The organism is Nocardia terpenica (assembly GCF_013186535.1).
GTDB lineage: Bacteria > Actinomycetota > Actinomycetes > Mycobacteriales > Mycobacteriaceae > Nocardia > Nocardia terpenica.
The window spans coordinates 2,220,160-2,239,148 of the sequence record NZ_JABMCZ010000003.1; the positions used below are offsets into that span (position 1 = coordinate 2,220,160).

Annotated in this window: 18 protein-coding genes and 1 pseudogene; 11 read left to right on the forward strand and 8 right to left on the reverse strand. The window is 69.1% G+C overall.

Features of this window, described 5'->3' with window-relative positions:
* Positions 1–306: 306 nt before the first annotated feature.
* From HPY32_RS31875 to HPY32_RS31885, 3 genes are all read right to left on the reverse strand, one after another.
* Positions 307–756, reverse strand: coding sequence for a hypothetical protein (locus HPY32_RS31875; RefSeq protein WP_171983134.1), 450 nt, complete (start codon positions 754–756; stop codon positions 307–309).
* A gap of 864 nt (positions 757–1,620) precedes the next feature.
* The gene (locus HPY32_RS31880) at positions 1,621–2,100 is read right to left on the reverse strand and encodes a hypothetical protein (RefSeq protein WP_156673884.1); all 480 of its coding nucleotides are present in this window, start codon (positions 2,098–2,100) and stop codon (positions 1,621–1,623) included.
* A 536-nt stretch (positions 2,101–2,636) separates the two neighbouring features.
* The gene (locus tag HPY32_RS31885) at positions 2,637–3,092 is read right to left on the reverse strand and encodes a GNAT family N-acetyltransferase (RefSeq protein ID WP_067578421.1); all 456 of its coding nucleotides are present in this window, start codon (positions 3,090–3,092) and stop codon (positions 2,637–2,639) included.
* A gap of 198 nt (positions 3,093–3,290) precedes the next feature.
* Between HPY32_RS31885 and HPY32_RS45060 the strand changes: the two are divergent.
* The 4 genes and pseudogenes from HPY32_RS45060 to HPY32_RS31900 form a co-directional block, all read left to right on the forward strand.
* A pseudogene (locus HPY32_RS45060) lies at positions 3,291–3,467 on the forward strand (pyridoxamine 5'-phosphate oxidase family protein); the annotation flags it as partial.
* Positions 3,468–3,712: 245 nt separating this feature from the next.
* Positions 3,713–4,942, forward strand: coding sequence for a cysteine desulfurase family protein (locus HPY32_RS31890; protein ID WP_067578423.1), 1,230 nt, complete (start codon positions 3,713–3,715; stop codon positions 4,940–4,942).
* Positions 4,939–6,057: a tRNA 2-thiouridine(34) synthase MnmA gene (gene mnmA / locus HPY32_RS31895; RefSeq protein ID WP_067578424.1), complete on the forward strand. Its 1,119-nt coding sequence runs from the start codon at positions 4,939–4,941 to the stop codon at positions 6,055–6,057. Before HPY32_RS31890 ends, mnmA begins: the two co-directional genes overlap by 4 nt.
* A gap of 111 nt (positions 6,058–6,168) precedes the next feature.
* Positions 6,169–7,212: a methionine synthase gene (locus tag HPY32_RS31900; protein WP_067578426.1), complete on the forward strand. Its 1,044-nt coding sequence runs from the start codon at positions 6,169–6,171 to the stop codon at positions 7,210–7,212.
* A gap of 242 nt (positions 7,213–7,454) precedes the next feature.
* Here HPY32_RS31900 and HPY32_RS31905 read toward each other — a convergent pair whose 3' ends face one another.
* Both HPY32_RS31905 and HPY32_RS31910 read right to left on the reverse strand, forming a co-directional pair.
* Positions 7,455–7,805 (reverse strand): hypothetical protein, encoded by a 351-nt coding sequence (locus HPY32_RS31905; protein ID WP_082870603.1) that lies wholly within the window; start codon positions 7,803–7,805, stop codon positions 7,455–7,457.
* Positions 7,806–7,835: 30 nt separating this feature from the next.
* The gene (locus HPY32_RS31910) at positions 7,836–9,065 is read right to left on the reverse strand and encodes an AAA family ATPase (RefSeq protein ID WP_231951322.1); all 1,230 of its coding nucleotides are present in this window, start codon (positions 9,063–9,065) and stop codon (positions 7,836–7,838) included.
* 153 nt (positions 9,066–9,218) lie between these two features.
* Here HPY32_RS31910 and HPY32_RS31915 point away from each other — a divergent pair, with 153 nt between their 5' ends.
* The gene (locus HPY32_RS31915; protein WP_067578428.1) at positions 9,219–10,019 is read left to right on the forward strand and encodes an ArsR/SmtB family transcription factor; all 801 of its coding nucleotides are present in this window, start codon (positions 9,219–9,221) and stop codon (positions 10,017–10,019) included.
* 9 nt (positions 10,020–10,028) lie between these two features.
* Here the strand turns inward: HPY32_RS31915 and HPY32_RS31920 are convergent, their stop codons facing one another.
* On the reverse strand, positions 10,029–10,349 hold the full coding sequence (locus tag HPY32_RS31920) for a cupin domain-containing protein (RefSeq protein ID WP_067584514.1): 321 nt from the start codon (positions 10,347–10,349) through the stop codon (positions 10,029–10,031).
* 63 nt (positions 10,350–10,412) lie between these two features.
* Between HPY32_RS31920 and HPY32_RS31925 the strand changes: the two genes are divergently transcribed.
* Entirely contained in the window at positions 10,413–11,822 is a 1,410-nt protein-coding gene (locus HPY32_RS31925; RefSeq protein WP_067578430.1) for an aminotransferase-like domain-containing protein, read from the forward strand.
* 95 nt (positions 11,823–11,917) lie between these two features.
* Complete coding sequence (locus tag HPY32_RS31930) at positions 11,918–12,688, forward strand: nucleotidyltransferase domain-containing protein (RefSeq protein WP_171983135.1); 771 nt, start codon at positions 11,918–11,920, stop codon at positions 12,686–12,688.
* Here the strand turns inward: HPY32_RS31930 and HPY32_RS31935 are convergent.
* Positions 12,685–13,104, reverse strand: a complete 420-nt coding sequence (locus tag HPY32_RS31935; RefSeq protein ID WP_067578434.1) for a PPOX class F420-dependent oxidoreductase — start codon at positions 13,102–13,104, stop codon at positions 12,685–12,687. The two genes, HPY32_RS31930 and HPY32_RS31935, sit on opposite strands and share 4 nt — an antisense overlap.
* A 77-nt stretch (positions 13,105–13,181) precedes the next feature.
* Here HPY32_RS31935 and ligA point away from each other — a divergent pair, with 77 nt between their 5' ends.
* Together ligA and HPY32_RS31945 are read left to right on the forward strand one after the other, a co-directional pair.
* Complete coding sequence (gene ligA, locus HPY32_RS31940; protein ID WP_082871056.1) at positions 13,182–15,284, forward strand: NAD-dependent DNA ligase LigA; 2,103 nt, start codon at positions 13,182–13,184, stop codon at positions 15,282–15,284.
* Positions 15,285–15,349: 65 nt separating this feature from the next.
* Entirely contained in the window at positions 15,350–15,847 is a 498-nt protein-coding gene (locus HPY32_RS31945; RefSeq protein WP_067578436.1) for a GNAT family N-acetyltransferase, read from the forward strand.
* A 3-nt stretch (positions 15,848–15,850) separates the two neighbouring features.
* Here the strand turns inward: HPY32_RS31945 and HPY32_RS31950 are convergent, their stop codons facing one another.
* Positions 15,851–16,501 carry an ACT domain-containing protein gene (locus HPY32_RS31950; protein ID WP_067578438.1) on the reverse strand — a complete coding sequence of 217 codons (651 nt, stop codon included), beginning with the start codon at positions 16,499–16,501 and terminating at the stop codon, positions 15,851–15,853.
* A 517-nt stretch (positions 16,502–17,018) separates the two neighbouring features.
* On the opposite strand from HPY32_RS31950, the gene gatC reads away from it, so the two are divergent.
* Entirely contained in the window at positions 17,019–17,315 is a 297-nt protein-coding gene (gatC, locus tag HPY32_RS31955; RefSeq protein WP_067584520.1) for an Asp-tRNA(Asn)/Glu-tRNA(Gln) amidotransferase subunit GatC, read from the forward strand.
* Positions 17,312–18,781 (forward strand): Asp-tRNA(Asn)/Glu-tRNA(Gln) amidotransferase subunit GatA, encoded by a 1,470-nt coding sequence (gene gatA, locus HPY32_RS31960; RefSeq protein WP_067578440.1) that lies wholly within the window; start codon positions 17,312–17,314, stop codon positions 18,779–18,781. Before gatC ends, gatA begins: the two co-directional genes overlap by 4 nt.
* Positions 18,782–18,989 lie beyond the last annotated feature (208 nt).

Consider the following 18,989-nt stretch of genomic DNA (forward strand, 5'->3'; position numbering starts at 1 on the left):
CGCAGTCGTGCGGATACGTTCCGGGACAGCGGTACTGGGTGTACGGGCTGTTCGGATCGGGCTGCGGCACCGCCTCCTTCGCGGTGTTCACCAGCGCGTCCGTGGCGATATCCTCGGCGACCTTGCCGGCCCCGTGGCCGATGGCCTTCAGCCACTTGCCGCTGCGCGCCCTCCTGCCGGGGGAACTCGGCTTGCATCCGGTGAGCAGGAACAGGGCTCCTCCGGCGAAGGCGCCGAGGACCTGACGCCGTCTCATGACGCACTCACCGGAACTGGTGCAGCACGAGTGTCCAGCTCCCGCTGTTGTCAACGCTGTTGTCGTCGTTCATCATCAACCACAGGAACGTGGATGCGTTCCCTCGGTATTGGAAGCATGCCCCGGGGCCGAGGTAGCCGCCCTGTCCGTTGGCGTCGTACTTTGCCGACAAGGGAGTATTTCGGCACACCGGGCACCGGGTAGTACCGGTTGTCGGCCAGGTTGCCCCAGCCGGCACCGGCTGTGCCGTACGACGGATCCCACGGCCATTCGCCGATCTTCACCTGCCCGCTGATCCAGTCCACGCGGAACACGTCGTTCGGCCGGACATCAGCGAGTACCGAGCCGGTGAAGACCGAGTTCCCCGCCACCGTGATCGGACCTACGCTCGCGCCTGGCACACCGGCCTGACAGTCGCGGAGCGGTTCCGCGGCGGCGGGTTGCGCGACGCAGATGACCGTCATGGCCGTCAATGCCACGACCGCAAGCAGTTTCATCATGACTCGTCTCCTCAGAAGTGCCGGAGCCGGAGGTAGGGCTGGTTCACGCAGGCAGGTGCCTTGCGGCCAGATCGAGGCACAGCCGAGAGTCGGCATGCTGGACCTGCCACATCGGGCGCGCCCCGCCGTCGCACGGGTGCTGCTGCAGTTACGCGCCGTGCGGGTTGTTGAGATCGGGCATGGTCCAGCACAAGTCGCTGCCCTGGTTGCGGAGCCACGTGGTCGTGACACCGAAGCGGTCGGTGCGCCGAGTTGCTCCATCCACCACAGCTGGGCATAGCCACGGTTGCACGGTTGCTGCGGCACCGGCACGCCGGGATCACTCGAGCCACCAGTGCCGACATGGCATGAGCGAGAATCGTTGTACGCATCGAGCTTCTTCATAAGATCGCCCGGCTCGGATGTGAATCAATCCTGAAGGCGACACGTCTATGTTCTGCGCCCTACCCTGACGGTGCAACGGCCGGAAGCCATTCAAGAGAACGGAACAGTCGCTGTAACATTCGGCGACGCACAAAGTACCTGCGTAGTCAGCTGGCGGAACTGATGCGGGCAACACCTAGAGTTCCGGTTGGTATGTACAGGGCATTAGCGGAGTTCTCGCCCGCTTCCCGGCATGAACGGGCGTTGGGGCACTGAAATGATCTCTGCGCGTTGATCTTCCGGTGTACGCGTAGACCGCGCGCCTGCGGCATAGCTCACTCAACCTGGGTATCGCCAGCTCGGCAGTGCCGCTCCGCAGTCAGGCTCCCGGCAGGCTGTAATGGCACAAACCCCTTGGCCGGATGACGCCGCGCCGCCCGTGTGCCCTGGTGGACGCACTCAGGCGGCGCGGCGGTCGGTACGAGCCGGGCGCCGAAGGGGCTACGCTCGGCTGGTAGTGGGGGCGCGCCAGAGCTGGACAACCGCGACGAGTCCTGCGATTGCGGGGACCAGGCCGATGACACCCATGAGGGTGGTGAGCGCCGGATAACCGGTGCTGTCCTTGACGAGCAGATTGAACAGCGCCCAGCATACGCCCAGGACAAAGAGGACGACCGCGAGGAAGGGGGCGGTGCGCGTCTGTCGTCTGGCCTGCCGCGCTATCCACAGCCAGGCCAGGACGCCGAGGACTCCGTTGACGACCAGGTAGATCGCAATGGTCTGGCGGTAATTGTCTACCTGGGCAGTGCTGTAGTCGGGGTAGGCGTTCTGGATGTAATTTGTGTAGCTGTTGGTCGCGTAGGCGACGACGATCGGGACGAGCACGGTGGCGATCACCGTGAGGGCCAGCCCGACATATAGGCTGGCGACTGCCCGGCGGGTGGAGGATGGCAACTTCTGGAAAGACTCTGAGATACGCACTCGCACAATACGATCAGATCAAGCACCAGCTCAACATCAGGGCAATCCCTGAAATCGATCCCGGAATAGGTTGCCACCCGTCCCTCGGCTCCATCGCGGGCCGCAGTCTCACCTTGTGGCGGACAGAGTCACGTCGGGAACGCGCACACATCGGTAATATCACGCGCGCTGAAAGACCCTGTCGCCCAACGTATCTAAGCGTTTGACCAACGCACACCACGCGGCAGATTCGCGCGTTCGCAAAAGCCCTGGATGACATTGCGCCGAAGAGCCTGACATGAAGTTAGGAGAGGCTTAGGGAGTCCACACTCACGTGGACTCCCTCGGACTCGGCCCGGCTTGAACGGGCTGCCACCCTCTCCAAATGAGCGCATTCATCCGGAGCCAGTGCGCCTTGGGCGAGGACGTCGGTACTCGACGAACGCTCGAAACGCGGCATAGATTTCCGGACGTCCGCCGGGGCACCGGCACGGCGGCTTGGGTGAACGTTGCGGCGCGTGTATGAGTGCATGACCGTGGTGTGCAGACGGACCGTTTCAGCTTCGCCGCCCCAGGTGCAGGATGGGGAAGGGGCGACCATCGGCGTCGGTCTCGGAGCGATTGAGTATGGCGAAGCCGTGGTGCCTATAGAATTCGAGCGCTTGTGGGTTCTGTTCGTTGACATCGATCAACAGGTCGGGAATGTCGGCCATCGCTCTGCGGAGCAGAGCAGAACCCGCACCGCGACCGCGGTGCGCGTGGTCGACGAACAGCATCTCCAGCTTTCCTTCCGCTACTCCAGAGAACCCAACGGAAACGTCCTCCACCGTCGCAACTGTCAGTTCGACTGCGGCGAGGTACTCGTTCACGATGCGGTTTTCGTAGTAGGTGATGTCCTCGAGTGTCAGGAAGTGGTGCGTCGCTTCCACCGCACTGCGCCAGATCCGCACTAGATCCGGCCACTCCTGTGGGCCGCGGCAAGGGCGTAGCACCGTTTCACTGGAGTTTTTCACTCGATCGAGAGTATCGACAGCAAACCATTTCGCAAGGGCTTTTGCGGGCAGACGCAAGTTCATGCGCGTTGGAAGACTATGTCGCCCAATAGATCTGAACGGTTGAACAACGCGCCATGCGACATTGCCGCGCACTTGCCTACGCCCCGCGGCAGTGAGCTCCTCGAGCCCGGCGTGACTGTCGGTGGTGGAGGATACGGTGAGCCGCGGATCAGCGGTGCCGACGGTCATCTCCTGCACGGTACGTGGCATGTCGGCACCGCACGCAACGCTGCGAAGACCCGGCACCTCGCCGCCCGTCCCGTCGCCAGCGTCGCACATATGCGCGGTGAGGACCTCGGCGTGTTCGCACACGGCTTCGTCGTCACGACCAACATCGATCTCGGAGTTGCCGTCGACCATCCCCTCGCAACGGCTAGCCGGGACCGGGAGCGTCAGCGGCTCGGGGCTGTGGTTCGGGGCCCGCCCGGCCGCGCGGAACCCGCCCTGACAGGACCAGGGAATATGGGGCAACGGTCGGTTGGTTGCGTGGATGGTGTGCAGAATCGTAGAAATTTCGTAGACGCCCGGGGGATACCCCAAGGATGCGCAGGTCAGCGATGGGATAGGCTGGATCGGTCATGAAGTCGGCTTTTCCGGGTGCGGTCGGTGCGGTGCCCAAGACGGTCTACCTCGATCACGCGGCCACTACCCCGATGTTCCCGGTCGCCATCGAGGCGATGACGGCTGTGCTGGGGAGTGCGGGGAACGCGTCGTCGCTGCACGGGTCGGGGCGGACGGCTCGGCGGCTGGTGGAGGAGGCGCGGGAGTCGATCGCGGCCGATCTGGGGGCGCGGCCCTCGGAGGTCATCTTCACCTCCGGCGGGACCGAGAGCGACAATCTCGCCGTCAAGGGCATCTACTGGGCTCGACGCGACGCGGATCCGCGGCGCACTCGCATTCTGGTCAGCGCCGTCGAGCATCATGCGGTGCTCGACGCGGTCGAGTGGCTGGAGAAGCACGAGGGTGCGCGGGTGACGCTGCTCGAGGTCGACGGCGAGGGCTTGGTGTCGCCGCGCACGCTGCGTGCCGCGCTCGCCGACCATGCCGCCGAAACCGCGCTGGTCACCGTCATGTGGGCCAACAACGAGGTCGGCGCCATCGAGCCGATCGGTGAATTGGCCGCCGTGGCACAGGAATTCGATGTCCCCATGCACAGCGATGCGGTGCAGGCCGCCGCCCAGCTGCCGATCCGGTTCGGCGCCAGCGGCCTGGCCGCGGCCAGCTTCGCCGGGCACAAGGTCGGCGGCCCGCACGGCGCGGGCGTGCTGCTGCTCGGCCGGCAGGTGCCGTGCGTGCCGCTGCAGCACGGCGGCGGGCACGAGCGCGATCTGCGCTCGGGCACCTCGGACGTGCCCGCGGCCGTCGGCCTGGCGGCGGCGCTGCGCGAGACCGTGACCGGATTGCCCGTCCGCACGGCCGAATTGACGCTGCTGCGCGACGAGTTGATCGCGGGCGTGCTCGCCGCGGTGCCCGACGCGGTGCTGAACGGGCCGCGCGACGAGCGGCGGCTTCCGGGCAATGCCCACTTCACCTTTCCGGGCTGCGAGGGCGATTCGCTGCTGATGCTGCTGGACGCCGCGGGCATCGAATGTTCCACCGGGTCGGCGTGCACCGCGGGGGTGGCCGCGCCCAGCCATGTGCTGCTGGCGATGGGCCACGACCCGCGCCAGGCGCGCGGTTCGCTGCGATTCTCGCTGGGGCACACCTCGACCCGGTCCGATATCGAGACGCTGCTGGTGGCGCTGCCGCCGGTGGTGGAGCGCGCCAAGGCCGCCGGACTGGCCGGTGCACAGGGAGGTACGCGATGAGAGTGCTGGCCGCGATGAGCGGCGGCGTCGATTCCGCCGTGGCGGCCGCCCGCGCGGTCGACGCCGGACACGAGGTGGTCGGGGTGCACCTGGCCCTGTCGGCGACGCCCGGCACCCTGCGCACCGGGTCGCGCGGCTGCTGCTCCAAGGAGGACGCCGGCGATGCCCGCCGCGCCGCGGACGTGCTCGGAATCCCGTTCTACGTGTGGGATTTCGCCGATCGTTTCAAGGAGGACGTGATCGACGACTTCGTCGCCTCCTACGCCGCGGGGGAAACGCCCAATCCGTGCCTGCGCTGCAACGAGAAGATCAAGTTCTCGGCCCTGGCCGACCGCGCGGTGGCGCTGGGCTTCGACGCGGTGGTCACCGGCCACTACGCGCGGCTGGCGGACGGCGTGCTGCGCCGGGCCGTCGACGCCGACAAGGATCAGTCCTACGTGCTGGCGGTGCTGACCGCCGAACAGCTGTCGCGGGCCATGTTCCCGGTCGGCGACACCCCGAAGCCGCAGATCCGCGCCGAGGCCGCCGAGCGCGGCCTGGCGGTGGCGAACAAGCCCGACTCCCACGACATCTGCTTCATCCCGTCCGGCGACACCCGTGCCTTCCTGGGCGCGAAGATCGGTATCCGGCCGGGCGCGATCGTCGACGCCGACGGCAGCAAGCTCGCCGAGCACGAGGGCGTGCACGGATTCACGATCGGCCAGCGCAAGGGTCTCGGACTGCCGGGCCCCGCGGCCGACGGCCGACCGCGCTACGTCACCGGCATCGATCCCGACTCCGGCACGGTCCGCGTCGGTCCCGCCGAGGATCTGCACGTGTGGACGGTGCGGGCGGACCGCGCGATCTGGACCTCCGGCGTGACACCGGCCGGACCGATCGAGTGCGTGGCGCAGGTGCGCGCGCACGGCGGCACCGCGCCCGCGGTGGCCGAGGCGGTCGACGGCGGTCTGGTCGTGCGACTGCGCGAGCCACTGACCGGCGTGGCCCGCGGCCAGGCCGTGGTGCTGTACCAGCCGGACGCCGCGGGCGACGAGGTGATCGGCAGCGGCACCATCAGCGGGACGAGCGGGGAGCGCACGGACGCGGCCGAATTGGTGTCCGATCACGCGGAGTGATCCCGCGGGTGCCGCGAAATCGTGTACGGCGCAAGGGATTCGGCTGCCATGCTGGACTGTTTCGGAAATGGATACGGCGGTGCCGGGTGCGGACGACAGGGATGGTGACCGATGAGCGTTGACGAGGGCGCGGCCGTGCTGCGCGGCGGGGTGGCGACGGGCGTCGGATCGTGGCCGGGCACCGACCCGCGGGAGGCGGCGGCGACCATGGTGGGGGAGCTGGGCGGGCTGCCGCATCTGGTCGAATTGCCCGCGCGCGGAACGGGTTCGGACCTGATCGGGCGGGCCTCGGCGCTGCTGGTCGATCTCCGCTTCGACACCACCACCCGGGGCTATCGGCTCGCCGCGCGGCCGGGCGCGGTATCGCGGCGGGCGCGCGATCTGCTGCGCACCGATCTGGACGCGCTCGAAGAGGCTTGGGAGACAGCGGGTCTGGGCGACAGCGGCCGGGTGGTCAAGCTGCAGGCCGCGGGTCCGCTGACGCTGGCCGCGCAGGTCGAGCTGCCGGGCGGGCACCGGGTGCTCACCGATTCCGGTGCGCTGCGCGATCTTTCGGAATCGCTGGCCGAGGGCCTGGCCCGGCACGCCGCCGAGGTCGGCAAGCGGCTGGGCGCGAAAGTCGTGCTGCAACTGGACGAGCCGTCGCTGACGGCGGTCCTGGACGGCTCGCTGCGCGGCACCAGTCTGCTCGACACCGTCCGCGCCCTGCCCGAGCCGGAGGCCCTGGCCGTGCTGGACACCGTGATTACCGCCCAGTCCGAGCCCGTGCTCGTGCACAGCTGCGCCGACCGCCCCGCCCTGGCCTTCCTGCGCGCCAGCGCCGCCGCCGCGGTCGGTTTCGACCTCGCCACCATCGCCACCGCCGACCTCGACTGGATCGGCGAACTCCTCGACACCGGAAAACACCTGGCGCTCGGCCTGATCCCCACCACCGCCCCCGCCGCCCCGATCACCTGGCGCGACGTCGCCGAACCCGCCGTCCGCCTGATCGACCGCCTGGGCTTCCCCCGCCGCACGCTGGCCGACCGCATCCTCGTCACCCCGGCCTGCGGCCTGGCGGGTGCCCCGCTCGCGTGGGCTCGGCGCGCCCTGGCCCTGGCCAACGATGTGGCTCACGCCTTCGCGGACGAGCCGGAGTCGCTCACCTTCGAGTGAACGCCCTGCTGCATCCCGGCGCGCGCATCACCTGATCCTGCATCCCGGCGCGCGCATCACCTGATCCTGCATTCCAGCGCGCGCATCGTCTGATCCCGGCATGCTTTTGGCCGGGATCCGCCTCCGCCCGAGAGATTCCGGCCAAAAGCACGCCGGAATCAGACGATAAGCCACGCCGGAATCAGACGATAAGCATCGCCGTCGAAAGGTGATGTGCGCGCTGGGATCAGGTGGTGCGGTGGTCAGGAACCGAAGTACGGGCGGGCGCCCGGGTGCGCGAGCTGCCACTGTCCGGGCTTACCCGGCGGGTAGGCCACCGGGATGTCGTCGCCCGGTGCGGGCCACTGGTTCACGTCCCAGGCGAACCGGCCGTACACCGTCTCACCGGCGGGGACCGACGGGCCGGAGATGATGCCGGTGATGGTCACGTACTGGTCGCCCTGGGGTTCCGGGCGCGGGCTCACGCCGGTCACCCGGAGTGTGCCCGACTCCGCCTCGAACGCCGGGGCGCCCTGCCGCCCGCGCCGGTACATCGCGAACAGGCCCACCAGGGCTCCGGCAACGAGCACGACGAATACCAGCTGCAGCAACATACCCCCATGCTAGGCGCTCGCACGGGGCTGCTACCGGGCGGTGAGTTCGGAGGTCCCGTGGGGAGTGCGGCGAAGTTGCCAGACCGTGGTGCGGCGGGATTGGGAGCGGCCGTTGCCGCGGTCGACCAGGGTGCGGGTGCGGGTGGTGAAGACGAGTTGGGCTCCGCGCGAATTGGTTTCGGGGTTCTGGAACAGCTGGATCAGGCGGTCGGCGGTGTCGCCGGTGAGGTGGGCGTCGATATCGTCGACGGCCAGCACGCGGCCGGTGTCCAGGGCGTCCAGCACGGTCGGCAGCAGGCGCAGCAGGGCCAGCGTCGCGGTGGACTCGTCGGCGAGATCGAAGGGGGCGGCGATGCCCTCGTGCACCAGGCCGAGGCCGACGCCGCGGCGGGCCACCATCCGGGTGTACAGGGTGTCGCGGGCCGCGCGGAGATTGGTCAGCTCCCGCTCCAGCGCCAGCGGGGTGAGGCCGTGGGTCTGCGCCAGCCGGTCGGCGTGCGCGGGCGAGGCCAGGCAGGCGTCGAGTTCCTTACCGGCGGCGGCGATTTCGCCGTCGAGGTCGCGCAGGTAGTCCGCATACATCGGATCGTTCTCGGCGATCAGGATGTCCTCGATGCCCAGCTCGGCCGAGCGCAGCAGCATCAGCAGGCGCGCGGCGTTGTCCGCGGAGCGGGAGACGTGACCGCCCAGCCGGTGCGCGATGGCCTGCGAATCCTGGTGTCCGCGTTGCACATCCAGCTGCGCGGAGAACCAGCGGTAGGCGGGGACCAGCGCCTCGGCATACAGCTGCCCGGCCAGGCTGAGCAGCAACGCATTCGGGCGCACCAGCGGTGCCAGCGCGCCGATGCCGTAGCGGACCGGCTCGAACATCGGCCCGATCCGGACCTGTTCGCCCTCCCGCTCGAACACGATGCGTTTGCGATTGTGCGGATGGCTGTGCAACCACTCGGCGGTGACATCGGCGTTGTCGAGCCGGAAGCCGTAGGTGTAGGGGACCCCCTCCGCGACGAAGGTGGCGACGAATTCCGAAGGGCGATCGGCGAATCCGAGATGCGGGGTGCGCACCGGACCGGCGTAGGGATCCCAGCCGGTGACCGAGTTCAGCACCGCGTCGCGCATGTGGGCGAGCGCGTCGATCAGGCTCGATTTGCCGGTGGCGGCCGCGCCGTGGATCGCGGTCACGGGCGCGGGCAGTGCGCCCGCCCGGGTACCGGTCAGCCGCAGTTCCTGCGGTTCGGCCAGCGATCTGTGATTCGTCACCTGAAAAGTCCGCAACACCCGAGTCATCCTGCCGTCCGCCGCCGCCCGGCGCGACACCGGGGATTGACAGGCAACCATTCGGCTGCCTACACTGCCGATGTGCAACCGAATGGTTGCCTGTAGGAATTGTGAACCGTTGGGTGGGAGGTGGATATGGACGAGGTGTTCAAGGCGCTGGCCGATCCCAGCCGGCGCCTGCTGCTGGACGGCCTGAACGCGCACAACGGCCAGACGCTGCGGGAACTGTGCGCCGGGCTCGACATGACCCGGCAGGCGGTCAGTAAGCACCTGGCCGTGCTGGAGGCCGCCAATCTGGTGACCACCCGCCGCCGGGGGCGCGAGAAGCTGCACTATCTGAACGCCGAGCCGATCAATGCCATTGCCGACCGCTGGATTCACCGATACGACCGCGGGCGGGTGCGCGCACTCGCCGATCTCAAAACCGCATTGGAGGGCGCGAGCATGAGCAATGACTTCGTCTACACGACCTACATCAAGACCACCGATCGGCGGCTGTGGCAGGCCCTGACCGACCCGGCGTTCACCCGCCGGTACTGGGGCGCGACCTTCGAAACCGATTGGCGCACCGGCTCTCCCATGATCTGGGAGCAGCAGGGCTGGACCAGCGCGGACCCGGAGCAGGTGATCCTCGAGGCCGACCCGTACCGCCGCCTGTCCTACACCTGGCACACCTTCGACCGGGCCTTCGCGGAGCGGTTCGAGTTCAGCGCCGAGGACGGGGCGAGGTTCGCCGCCGAGCCGCGCTCGACGGTGACCTTCGAGCTCGAACCCGTCGGCGAGACGGTCAAACTCACCGTCACCCACGACGGGTTCCCCGAGGGCAGCGCCGTTCTGGCCGCGATCAGCCAGGGCTGGCCCGGCATTCTGTCGAATCTCAAGACGCTCTTGGAAACCGGCGAGACGCTGCCCGAACCCGAAGCGGCACAGGGATAGTCGGCCGTCTCAGTTGCCGTACTGCTTGGTGTCGGGCCGTTCGATCATGAGCCCGTAGGCGGGTTCCTCCGCGACCGGGCGATGGTCGACCCCGCGCGGGACGACGAAGATGTCTCCGCGCCGGAGGGTGATCGGCTCGCGGTCCTTCAGTTCGAGCCGGAAGGTGCCCTCCCAGCACAGGAACAGTTCGTCCTCGTCGTGGTGGTGCCAGGGGAATTCGCCGTGGAAGCGGGCGATGCGGACGATCGCGTCGTTGGCCACCGCGAGGTCCCGCGGCTGCCACGGGCCGGTGATGGTCGAGGTCACGTCGTCGATGGAGATCTTTCCCATGGCTTCATCGTCGAGGCGGCGGGTTCGCGATACCAGGGCCAATCCGGCAGAATTGGTTTGATTATGGAGCCAATCGAACTGGCCGACCGGCTCGGCCGCTGGTCGGCGGGCCGGGGACCGCTGTATCTGCTGCTGGCCGGGCGGCTACGGATGCTGATCGACGACGGCGAGCTGCCGCCCGGCGTGCTGCTGCCGCCGGACCGCGCCCTGGCGAAAACCCTCGCGGTGGGGCGCAGCACGGTGGTGGCCGCCTACGACCTGCTCAGCGTGGAGGGGCGGGTGGTGCGCAGGCAGGGCAGCGGCACCCGGGTCGCCGGGCTCGACGCGCCGCCGGTCCGCGATACCACCCACTCCCCGGCGTTCCTGCACCTGCTGGAGCCGGACGCGGATGTCATCGCGCTCGCCTGCGCGGCCCCGGTGACGCCGCCGCCCGAGGTGGTGCAGGCGTACGGGGCCGTCCTGCCCGAGCTCGCGGCGCTCGACGGCGATATCGGCTATCGGCCCACCGGACATCCTGTGCTGCGCAATGCCATTGCGGAGCGGTATCGGGCGCGTGGGGTACCGACCGATCCGGAGCAGATCATCGTCACCGGCGGCGGCCAGCAGGCGCTGTCGTTGCTCGCTCGCGCGCTGTTGCGGCCCGGGGACCGGGTATTGGTCGAGGCGCCGACGTATCCCGGTGCGCTGGAAGCGTTTCGAGAGGTCGCCGCGATACCGCAGGTGGGGCCGATCGGTCTCGGCACGATAGGTCCCGTAGCGCTGGCCTATGTCGTGCCCACCTACCAGAACCCCACGGGCGCGGTGCTTTCCGCGCTGTCCCGCCGCGCGCTCACCGAGTCTGCCCGCGCGTCCGGTGTCCCCCTGATCGACGACGAGGTGCTCGCCGACCTCGGATTCCCGGGAACCGAGCCGCCGCCCCCGTCCCTGGCCGCCTACGACGAATCGGTGATCTCCGTCGGCTCGCTGAGCAAGATCCTCTGGGGCGGAATGCGTGTCGGCTGGGTCCGCGCACCGATCCCGATCATCGCCCGCCTCTCCCGCCTGCGCGCGGTCCACGACCTGGGCGGCAATATCCCCGCCCAACTCGCCGCCGCCCGCCTGCTCCCCGAACTCGACCACCTCCGTGACCGAATCACCAAGGAGCGCAAGGAAAGCCACGACACCCTGGTCTCCGAACTGACCACCCGCATCCCCGACTGGAAAGTCCCCCCGGTCCCCGGCGGCCAAACCCTCTGGATCCGCCTCCCGCACGGCGACGGCACCTCCTTCGCCCAACGCGCCCTCCGCCACGGCGTAGCCATCCTCCCCGGCTCCGGCCTCGACCCCTCCGGCGCCAGCACCACCCACATCCGCATCAGCTTCGTAGCCACCCCCACCACCCTCCGCGAAGCCGCCCACCGCCTGTCCACCGCCTGGCGAACATACGAACCTCCCGCCCACCCTGTCGCGAACTCACCCTCCCTGGCGGTGTGATCGGTTGCGGTTCCGCTGAAATGTCGTTGTCGGGGCGGGTTCCGAGAACCTAGCCTCCGAGAGGTTCGCAGTGGGAAAGAGCGGAGGGAGTGGGTATGGATGACGAGGTGTTCCTGGGGAGGGTCGCTGAGGCGTTGGCGGGGTTGCCTGGGGTGGTGGCGGTTTCGCTCGGGGGGTCGCGGGCGGTGGGGAATTATCGGGCGGATAGTGATTGGGATTTGGCGGTTTATTATCGCGGGGGTTTTCGGCCCGAGGATTTGGGGGCGTTGGGGTGGGAGGGGTATGTGTCGGGGCTGGGGGAGTGGGGTGGTGGGGTTTTCAATGGTGGGGCCTGGTTGACCGTGGAGGGGCGGGCGGTGGATGTGCACTATCGGGATCTCGAGGTGATCGAGGAGCAGATGCGGGAGGCGGAGGCGGGGCGGTTTCGGGTGGAGCCGTTGGCGTTTCATCTGGCGGGGATTCCGAGTTATCTGGTGCTGGCGGAGCTCGGGAGCAATCGGGTGCTGCGCGGGGAACTTCCGCGGCCGGAGTATCCGCAGGCGTTGCGGCGCAATGCTCCCGGGGTGTGGCGGCAGCATGCGGAGCTTACTTTCGACTACGCCGCGAGTGGGCATGCGGCGCACGGGCGGCTCGGTCAGTGTGTCGGGCTGATCGCGGTGGCGGCTTCGTGTTACGCGCATGCCGTGCTGGCGGCGTGCGGGGAGTGGGTCACCAATGAGAAGACGCTGCTGACCCGGGCCGGGTTGGCCGAGGTGGATGCGATCGTCGAAGGGGCGACACGCGAACCCGGCAGTCTGCGCGCCGCGGTCGGCAGGGTGCGCGAGCTCTGCCGGGCTACCCTCGAAAAGGCAAGTGCCGGTGCCTAATTCAGCATTCCGTAGGCGTGGTTCGGCCTGATGCGGGCCAGGACGCGGCGGTCGCGGACCATGGCGGCGCGGTAGTCGGCCCAGTCGGGGTGTTCGCCGCTGATGGCGCGGTAGTAGGCGATGAGCTCCTCGACCGTGGCGTCGTCGGGGTCGGCGGCGATCGGGGACAGTTCCGCCTCGCCCTCGAGCACCGCGTAGGCGTAGAAGTCGTCGCGGGTGATGTGCAGTGCCGCCCACGGCTCCCGGCGCAGATTGAAGTACTTGGCCCGGTCGGCGGTGATCGAAATCCGGATCACCCCGTCGTCGGCCACCCAGTGCGTCACATTCGACAGCTGCGGCCGCCCGTTCTTGCGGATCGTCGTCAGCACCGACCGGGGGTGCGACCGCGCGAAGTTCAACGCGACATCGAGTTCCATACGAGCTCCAACCGACCCGCCGCGACGGCTGTTCCCACTGCCCCGAACTGTCGGTGGGCTGGGCTAATGTGCCATTCGTGAGCGAACCCGGTATCGAGATCCCCCCGGCCACCGCCGACGAACGAACGCAGTGGCAGCGCCTGGCGGAAGAGGTGCGCGAGCATCAGTTCCGCTACTACGTGCGGGACGCACCGGTCATCTCCGACGGCGAATTCGACGCGCTGTTCCAGCAACTGCTCGCGCTCGAGGAGGCCCACCCCGACCTGCGCACCCCGGATTCACCCACCCAGCAGGTCGGCGGCGGTTTCGCCACGGAATTCGCCCCCGCCGACCATCTCGAGCGCATGCTGTCGCTGGACAACGTCTTCGACGAGGACGAACTGCGCACCTGGGTGAGCCGGGTCGAGGCCGAGGCCGGGTCGGACCTGCACTACGTGTGCGAGGTCAAGATCGACGGCGTCGCGCTCAACCTGGTGTACGAGAACGGGCGGCTGACCCGCGCCGCCACCCGCGGCGACGGCCGCACCGGCGAGGACGTCACCCTCAACGCCCGCACCATCGCCGACATCCCGGAGCGACTCACCGAGCACACCGAATTCCCCGTCCCACCGCTGCTCGAGGTGCGCGGCGAGGTCTACTTCCGGCTCGAGGACTTCGAGAACCTCAATGCCGCCATCGTCGCGGAAGGCAAGGCGCCCTACGCCAATCCGCGCAATACCGCCGCCGGATCGCTGCGCCAGAAGGACCCGGCCGTCACCGCGCGCCGCCGCCTGCGCATGATCTGCCACGGCTTCGGCCGCATGGAGGGCTTCACCCCCGCCTCGCAGTACGAGGCGTATCGCGCGCTGGCCGCCTGGGGGCTGCCGGTATCCGCGCACACCGTGCGCGTGCAGGGCGCGGACGCGGTGATCGAGCGGGTCCGCTACTGGGGCGAGCACCGCCACGACATCGAGCACGAGATCGACGGCCAGGTGATCAAGGTCGACGAGTTCGTGCTGCAGCGCCGCCTCGGCGCCACCTCCCGCGCGCCGCGCTGGGCCATCGCCTACAAGTACCCGCCCGAGGAGGCCACCACCAAACTGCTCGACATCCAGGTGAATGTCGGGCGCACCGGCCGGGTCACCCCGTTCGCTGTGATGGAACCGGTCACCGTCGCGGGATCGACCGTCGCCATGGCCACCCTGCACAATGCGGCCGAGGTCAAGCGCAAGGGCGTGCTCATCGGCGACACCGTCACCATCCGCAAGGCCGGCGACGTCATTCCCGAGGTGCTCGGCCCGATCGTCGACGTGCGTGACGGCGCCGAGCGGGAATTCGTCATGCCCACCCACTGCCCGGAGTGCGGCACCGCGCTCGCCTTCGAGAAGGAGGGCGACGCCGACATCCGCTGCCCCAACCAGCAGCACTGCCCGGCGCAGTTGCGGGAGCGGGTCTTCCACGTCGCGGGGCGCGGCGCGTTCGATATCGAGGCGCTCGGCTACGAGGCCGCGATCGACCTGCTCAGGTCCGGCGCCATCGGCGACGAGGGCGACCTGTTCGACCTCGACGAGGACAAGCTGCTCACCACCACGCTGTTCGCCAACAAGGACGGCAGCCTGTCCGCCAACGGCAAGCGGCTGTTGCAGAATCTCGAGTCCGCCAAGGACCGGCCGCTGTGGCGGGTGCTGGTGGCGCTGTCCATCCGGCACGTCGGGCCGACGGCCGCGCGGGCGCTGGCCTCGGAGTTCGGCAGCATGGAGCGCATCGAGGCCGCCTCCGGCGAGGAACTGGCCGCCGCCGACGGCGTCGGCCCGACCATCGCCGCCGCGGTCGAGGAGTGGTTCACCGTCGACTGGCATCGCGCCATCGTGGCGAAGTGGGAGGCGGCCGGGGTCAGCATGGAGGACGAGCGCGACGCCTCCATCGCCCGCAATCTCGAGGGTCTGTCCATCGTGGTCACCGGCTCGCTGCAGGGCTTCTCGCGCGACGAGGCCAAGGAGGCCATCCTCGTCCGCGGCGGCAAGGCGGCCGGTTCGGTCTCGAAGAAGACCGCCTTCGTGGTCATCGGCGATTCCCCCGGCTCCAAGGCCGCCAAGGCCGAGGAACTGGGCGTGCCCATCCTCGACGAGGACGGCTTCCGCACGCTCCTCGCGGAGGGTCCGGAGGCGGTGACGCCCGCCGCGGAGGACGCGGAGGAATAGCCGCGCGCGCCGGAATCATGTGAGCGGCAACGGAGTCGAGATGTCATCGTGTGAGAGTGGTTGCAGTGAGTGAGGATTTCGAGATCCGCCCGGCCCGGCCCGAGGAGTACCCCGCGATCGGCGCGCTGACCGTCGACGTCTACGTCGGCGACGGGTACATCCACCCGGAAAGCCCCTATGTGCCCGAGCTTTCCGATACCGAGTCCCGTGCGCGCGTCGCCGAGATCATGGTGGCCGTGCGGGGCGGGATCGTGCTGGGCTCGCTGACGGTGGCGCGGCCGGGCACGCCGTACGCGAATGTCGCGGGCCCCGACGAGATCGAGTTCCGCATGCTCGCCGTGGCGAAGCGGGCGCGCGGCAGCGGTGTCGGAACGGCCTTGGTGCGCACGGTGATTCGGACGGCCCGCGCGGAGGGATTCGCGGCGGTCGCGCTGACCACCATGCCGCCCATGGTCGATGCCCGCCGGATGTACGAGCGGCTGGGCTTCGTCCATGTGCCGGAACGGGATTGGGTGGCGTCCTCAGGGACCGTGCTGACGGTGATGCGGCTGGATCTGGCCTAGGGGTCAGTTCAGGACCGTGGCGATGATGCCCGCCAGATACCCCAGCCGCGCCACCTCGGACGGGCGGAAGTCCGGCCCGCCGGGGCGGCCGAGCAGCAGCACCTTGCCGGTATTGCCGAGCGGCGCGGCGGCCAGTTTGGTGTCCATGTCCTTCCAGATCTGGGGGACCCAGGCGGCCTCGCCGTCGAGGACCGCCGGTTTCTCCAGCGGCATCCACGGCGCCGAGCCCGCCTGGGTCTCGGGCGCGCTGCCGCTGCCGACCAGCCGGAAGGCGCCCTGTGGACCCATATCGATGATCGTGCTCCAGCCGACGCGCAGCACCCGCGGCGCGCCGTCGACCAGCACCTGTAATCGGTCGTCGCGGGCGCTGGCCACCTGGTCGATCAGTTCCAGCTCGCGATGGGTGTCCAGCACGCCGGAGTAGGGGCGCAGCGAGTCCACCCGCACGTCCCCCAGGGATTCGGCCGCGGTGATGAGCGTGTCGGGCAGCGCGCCGGTCGCCACCTCCACCACGATGTCGTCGATCGCGTATCCGGCGCCGCGTTCGACGACATCGAGCGAGAGGATGTCGGCGCCGACGGAGCCCAGTGCGAGCGCGAGAGATCCGAGACTTCCTGGGCGATCCGGAAGTTGCACGCGAAGCAGAAATGACACGTGCGTTCCTTCCTTTCCTGTGCGGCCGAGACTTTCGGACGTATACCCGAGTCTCGCAATACTTACACCCGCGACCTCGGGAAGAATGTCCCGAACCACGCGCAGTGACCGATGCCACTCGCCATTGTCGGATGAACCGCCGCCCGGTGCCAGTGTCAGCGAGTGACAGCCACCCACCCCGCACCCCCGCCTGCCATCCCCCGCGCAGCGTCGCTCGTGGTCCGGACGCCTTGCCCCCGCGGCCCCGACATATCGTCCCCGCGGTCCCGAGGCATTGCCCCCTATGCCCCCGCGATGTTGCCCCAGTCCCGTGATGTTGCCCCCAGCACCGCGATGTCGTCTCCATGTCCCGTGATGTCGTCTCCATTCCATGTCCCGCGATGTCGTCTCCATGCCCCGCGATGTGGTCCCCATGGTCCCGGCGTGCTTTTGGCCGGGATAGGCTGTACCGGTCGTCCCTGTGCCACCCGTGTGCGGGGAGATCGTCTGCTCGAATCTGCCGAAAGGGGATCACGCGGTGCCCGCCATCTCCCGTGACGAGGTCGCACACCTCGCCCGGTTGTCCAGGCTCGCCCTGACCGAAGAAGAGCTCGACCGCTATGCCGGTCAGCTGGATTCGATCCTGAGCCATGTGCAGGTCATCACGCAGGTCACTGCCGATGTCCCGGCCACCGCCTCGCCGAATCCGACCGTCAACGTCACCCGCCCGGACGTGAGCGAGCCGTGCCTGACCCCGGAGCAGGCGCTCTCGGGGGCGCCGGCCGTCGAGGAGCAGCGGTTCGTGGTTCCGCAGATTCTGGGAGAGGCCGAATGACCGACCTGACGAAGCTGAGCGCGGCCGAGCTGGCGGAGAAGATCCACGGCCGCGAGGTGTCCGCGGTGGAGGTCACCGAGGCCCACCTGGGGCGCATCGCCGAGGTGGACGGCGAGCTGAACGCCTTCCTGCACGTCGCCGGTGAGCAGGCCCTCGCCACCGCCGCCGAGGTGGACCGGTCGGTCGCCGACGGCGCCGTGGCCTCGCCGCTGGCGGGAGTTCCGTTGGCGCTCAAGGACATCTTCACCACCACCGACATGCCGACCACCTGCGGCTCGAAGATCCTCGAGGGCTGGGTGTCGCCCTACGACGCGACGGTGACGGCCAAGCTGCGCGCGGCGGGCATCCCGATCCTCGGCAAGACCAACCTCGACGAGTTCGCCATGGGCTCGTCCACCGAGAACTCCGCCTACGGCCCGACCCGAAACCCGTGGGATACCAGCCGAATTCCCGGCGGCTCCGGCGGCGGCTCGGCGGCGGCGCTGGCCTCCTATCAGGCCCCGCTGGCCATCGGCACCGACACCGGCGGCTCCATCCGGCAGCCCGCGGCGGTGACCGCGACCGTCGGCACCAAACCCACCTACGGCACGGTGTCGCGCTTCGGTTTGGTCGCCTGCGCGTCCTCGCTGGATCAGGGCGGTCCGTGCGCGCGCACGGTGCTCGACACCGCGCTGCTGCACGAGGTCATCGCGGGCCACGACCCCAGGGACTCCACCTCCCGCAATGTCGCGGTCCCGGCCGTGGTGGCCGCGGCACGCCAAGGCGCGCAGGGCGATCTGCGCGGCGTGAAGGTCGGTGTCGTCAAGGAGCTGCACTCCGACAGCTACCAGACGGGCGTCATCTCCTCCTTCGACGCCGCGGTGGCGACGCTGAAGGATCTGGGCGCGGATGTCGTCGAGGTGTCCTGCCCGCACTTCGAATACGCGCTGGCCGCCTACTACCTGATCCTGCCCAGCGAGGTGTCGTCCAACCTGGCGCGCTTCGACGCCATGCGCTACGGGCTGCGCGTCGGCGACGACGGTAAGCACAGCGCCGAGCAGGTGATGGCCGCGACCCGCGAGGCCGGATTCGGCCCGGAGGTCAAGCGGCGCATCATGATCGGCACCTACGCGCTGTCGGCGGGCTACTACGACGCCTACTACGGGCAGGCGCTGAAGGTGCGCACGCTCATCGCGCAGGACTTCGACCGGGCCTACGAGCAGGTCGACGTGCTGGTCTCGCCCACCAGCCCGTTCACCCCGTGGAAGCTGGGTGAGAAGGTCGACGATCCGCTGGCCATGTACCTGTCCGACCTGTGCACCCTGCCGACCAACCTGGCCGGGCACCCGGCCATGTCGGTGCCGTCCGGCCTGAGCAACGACGACGGCCTGCCGGTGGGCCTGCAGATCATGGCCCCGGCACTGGCCGACGACCGCCTGTACCGGGTAGGCGCGGCCTACGAGGCCGCCCGCGGCCCGATCGCCTAAGCGGCACAAGGGAAGTCGGCGACCTGAGGACCGCCGACCTTCTTGCCCGCGGTCGCGCTGCGACCGCGCAGACCGTCGATCTCCGCGTGCGCAGACCGTCGATCTCCGCGTGCGCAGACCGTCGATCTCCGCGTGCGCAGACCGTCGATCTCCGCGTGCGCAGACCGTCGATCCCCGCGTGCGCAGACCGTCGATCCCCGCGTGCGCA

Coding starts and splice junctions, on each gene's coding strand:
- HPY32_RS31935 (WP_067578434.1), bottom strand. CDS start 13,104: ATGGAACTCGATGTCGCGTTGAACTTCGCGCGGTCGCACCCCCGGTCG.
- mnmA (WP_067578424.1), top strand. CDS start 4,939: ATGAGAGTGCTGGCCGCGATGAGCGGCGGCGTCGATTCCGCCGTGGCG.
- HPY32_RS31900 (WP_067578426.1), top strand. CDS start 6,169: ATGAGCGTTGACGAGGGCGCGGCCGTGCTGCGCGGCGGGGTGGCGACG.
- HPY32_RS31890 (WP_067578423.1), top strand. CDS start 3,713: ATGAAGTCGGCTTTTCCGGGTGCGGTCGGTGCGGTGCCCAAGACGGTC.
- gatA (WP_067578440.1), top strand. CDS start 17,312: ATGACCGACCTGACGAAGCTGAGCGCGGCCGAGCTGGCGGAGAAGATC.
- HPY32_RS31920 (WP_067584514.1), bottom strand. CDS start 10,349: ATGGGAAAGATCTCCATCGACGACGTGACCTCGACCATCACCGGCCCG.
- HPY32_RS31930 (WP_171983135.1), top strand. CDS start 11,918: ATGGATGACGAGGTGTTCCTGGGGAGGGTCGCTGAGGCGTTGGCGGGG.
- HPY32_RS31925 (WP_067578430.1), top strand. CDS start 10,413: ATGGAGCCAATCGAACTGGCCGACCGGCTCGGCCGCTGGTCGGCGGGC.
- HPY32_RS31915 (WP_067578428.1), top strand. CDS start 9,219: ATGGACGAGGTGTTCAAGGCGCTGGCCGATCCCAGCCGGCGCCTGCTG.
- HPY32_RS31875 (WP_171983134.1), bottom strand. CDS start 756: ATGATGAAACTGCTTGCGGTCGTGGCATTGACGGCCATGACGGTCATC.
- HPY32_RS31905 (WP_082870603.1), bottom strand. CDS start 7,805: ATGTTGCTGCAGCTGGTATTCGTCGTGCTCGTTGCCGGAGCCCTGGTG.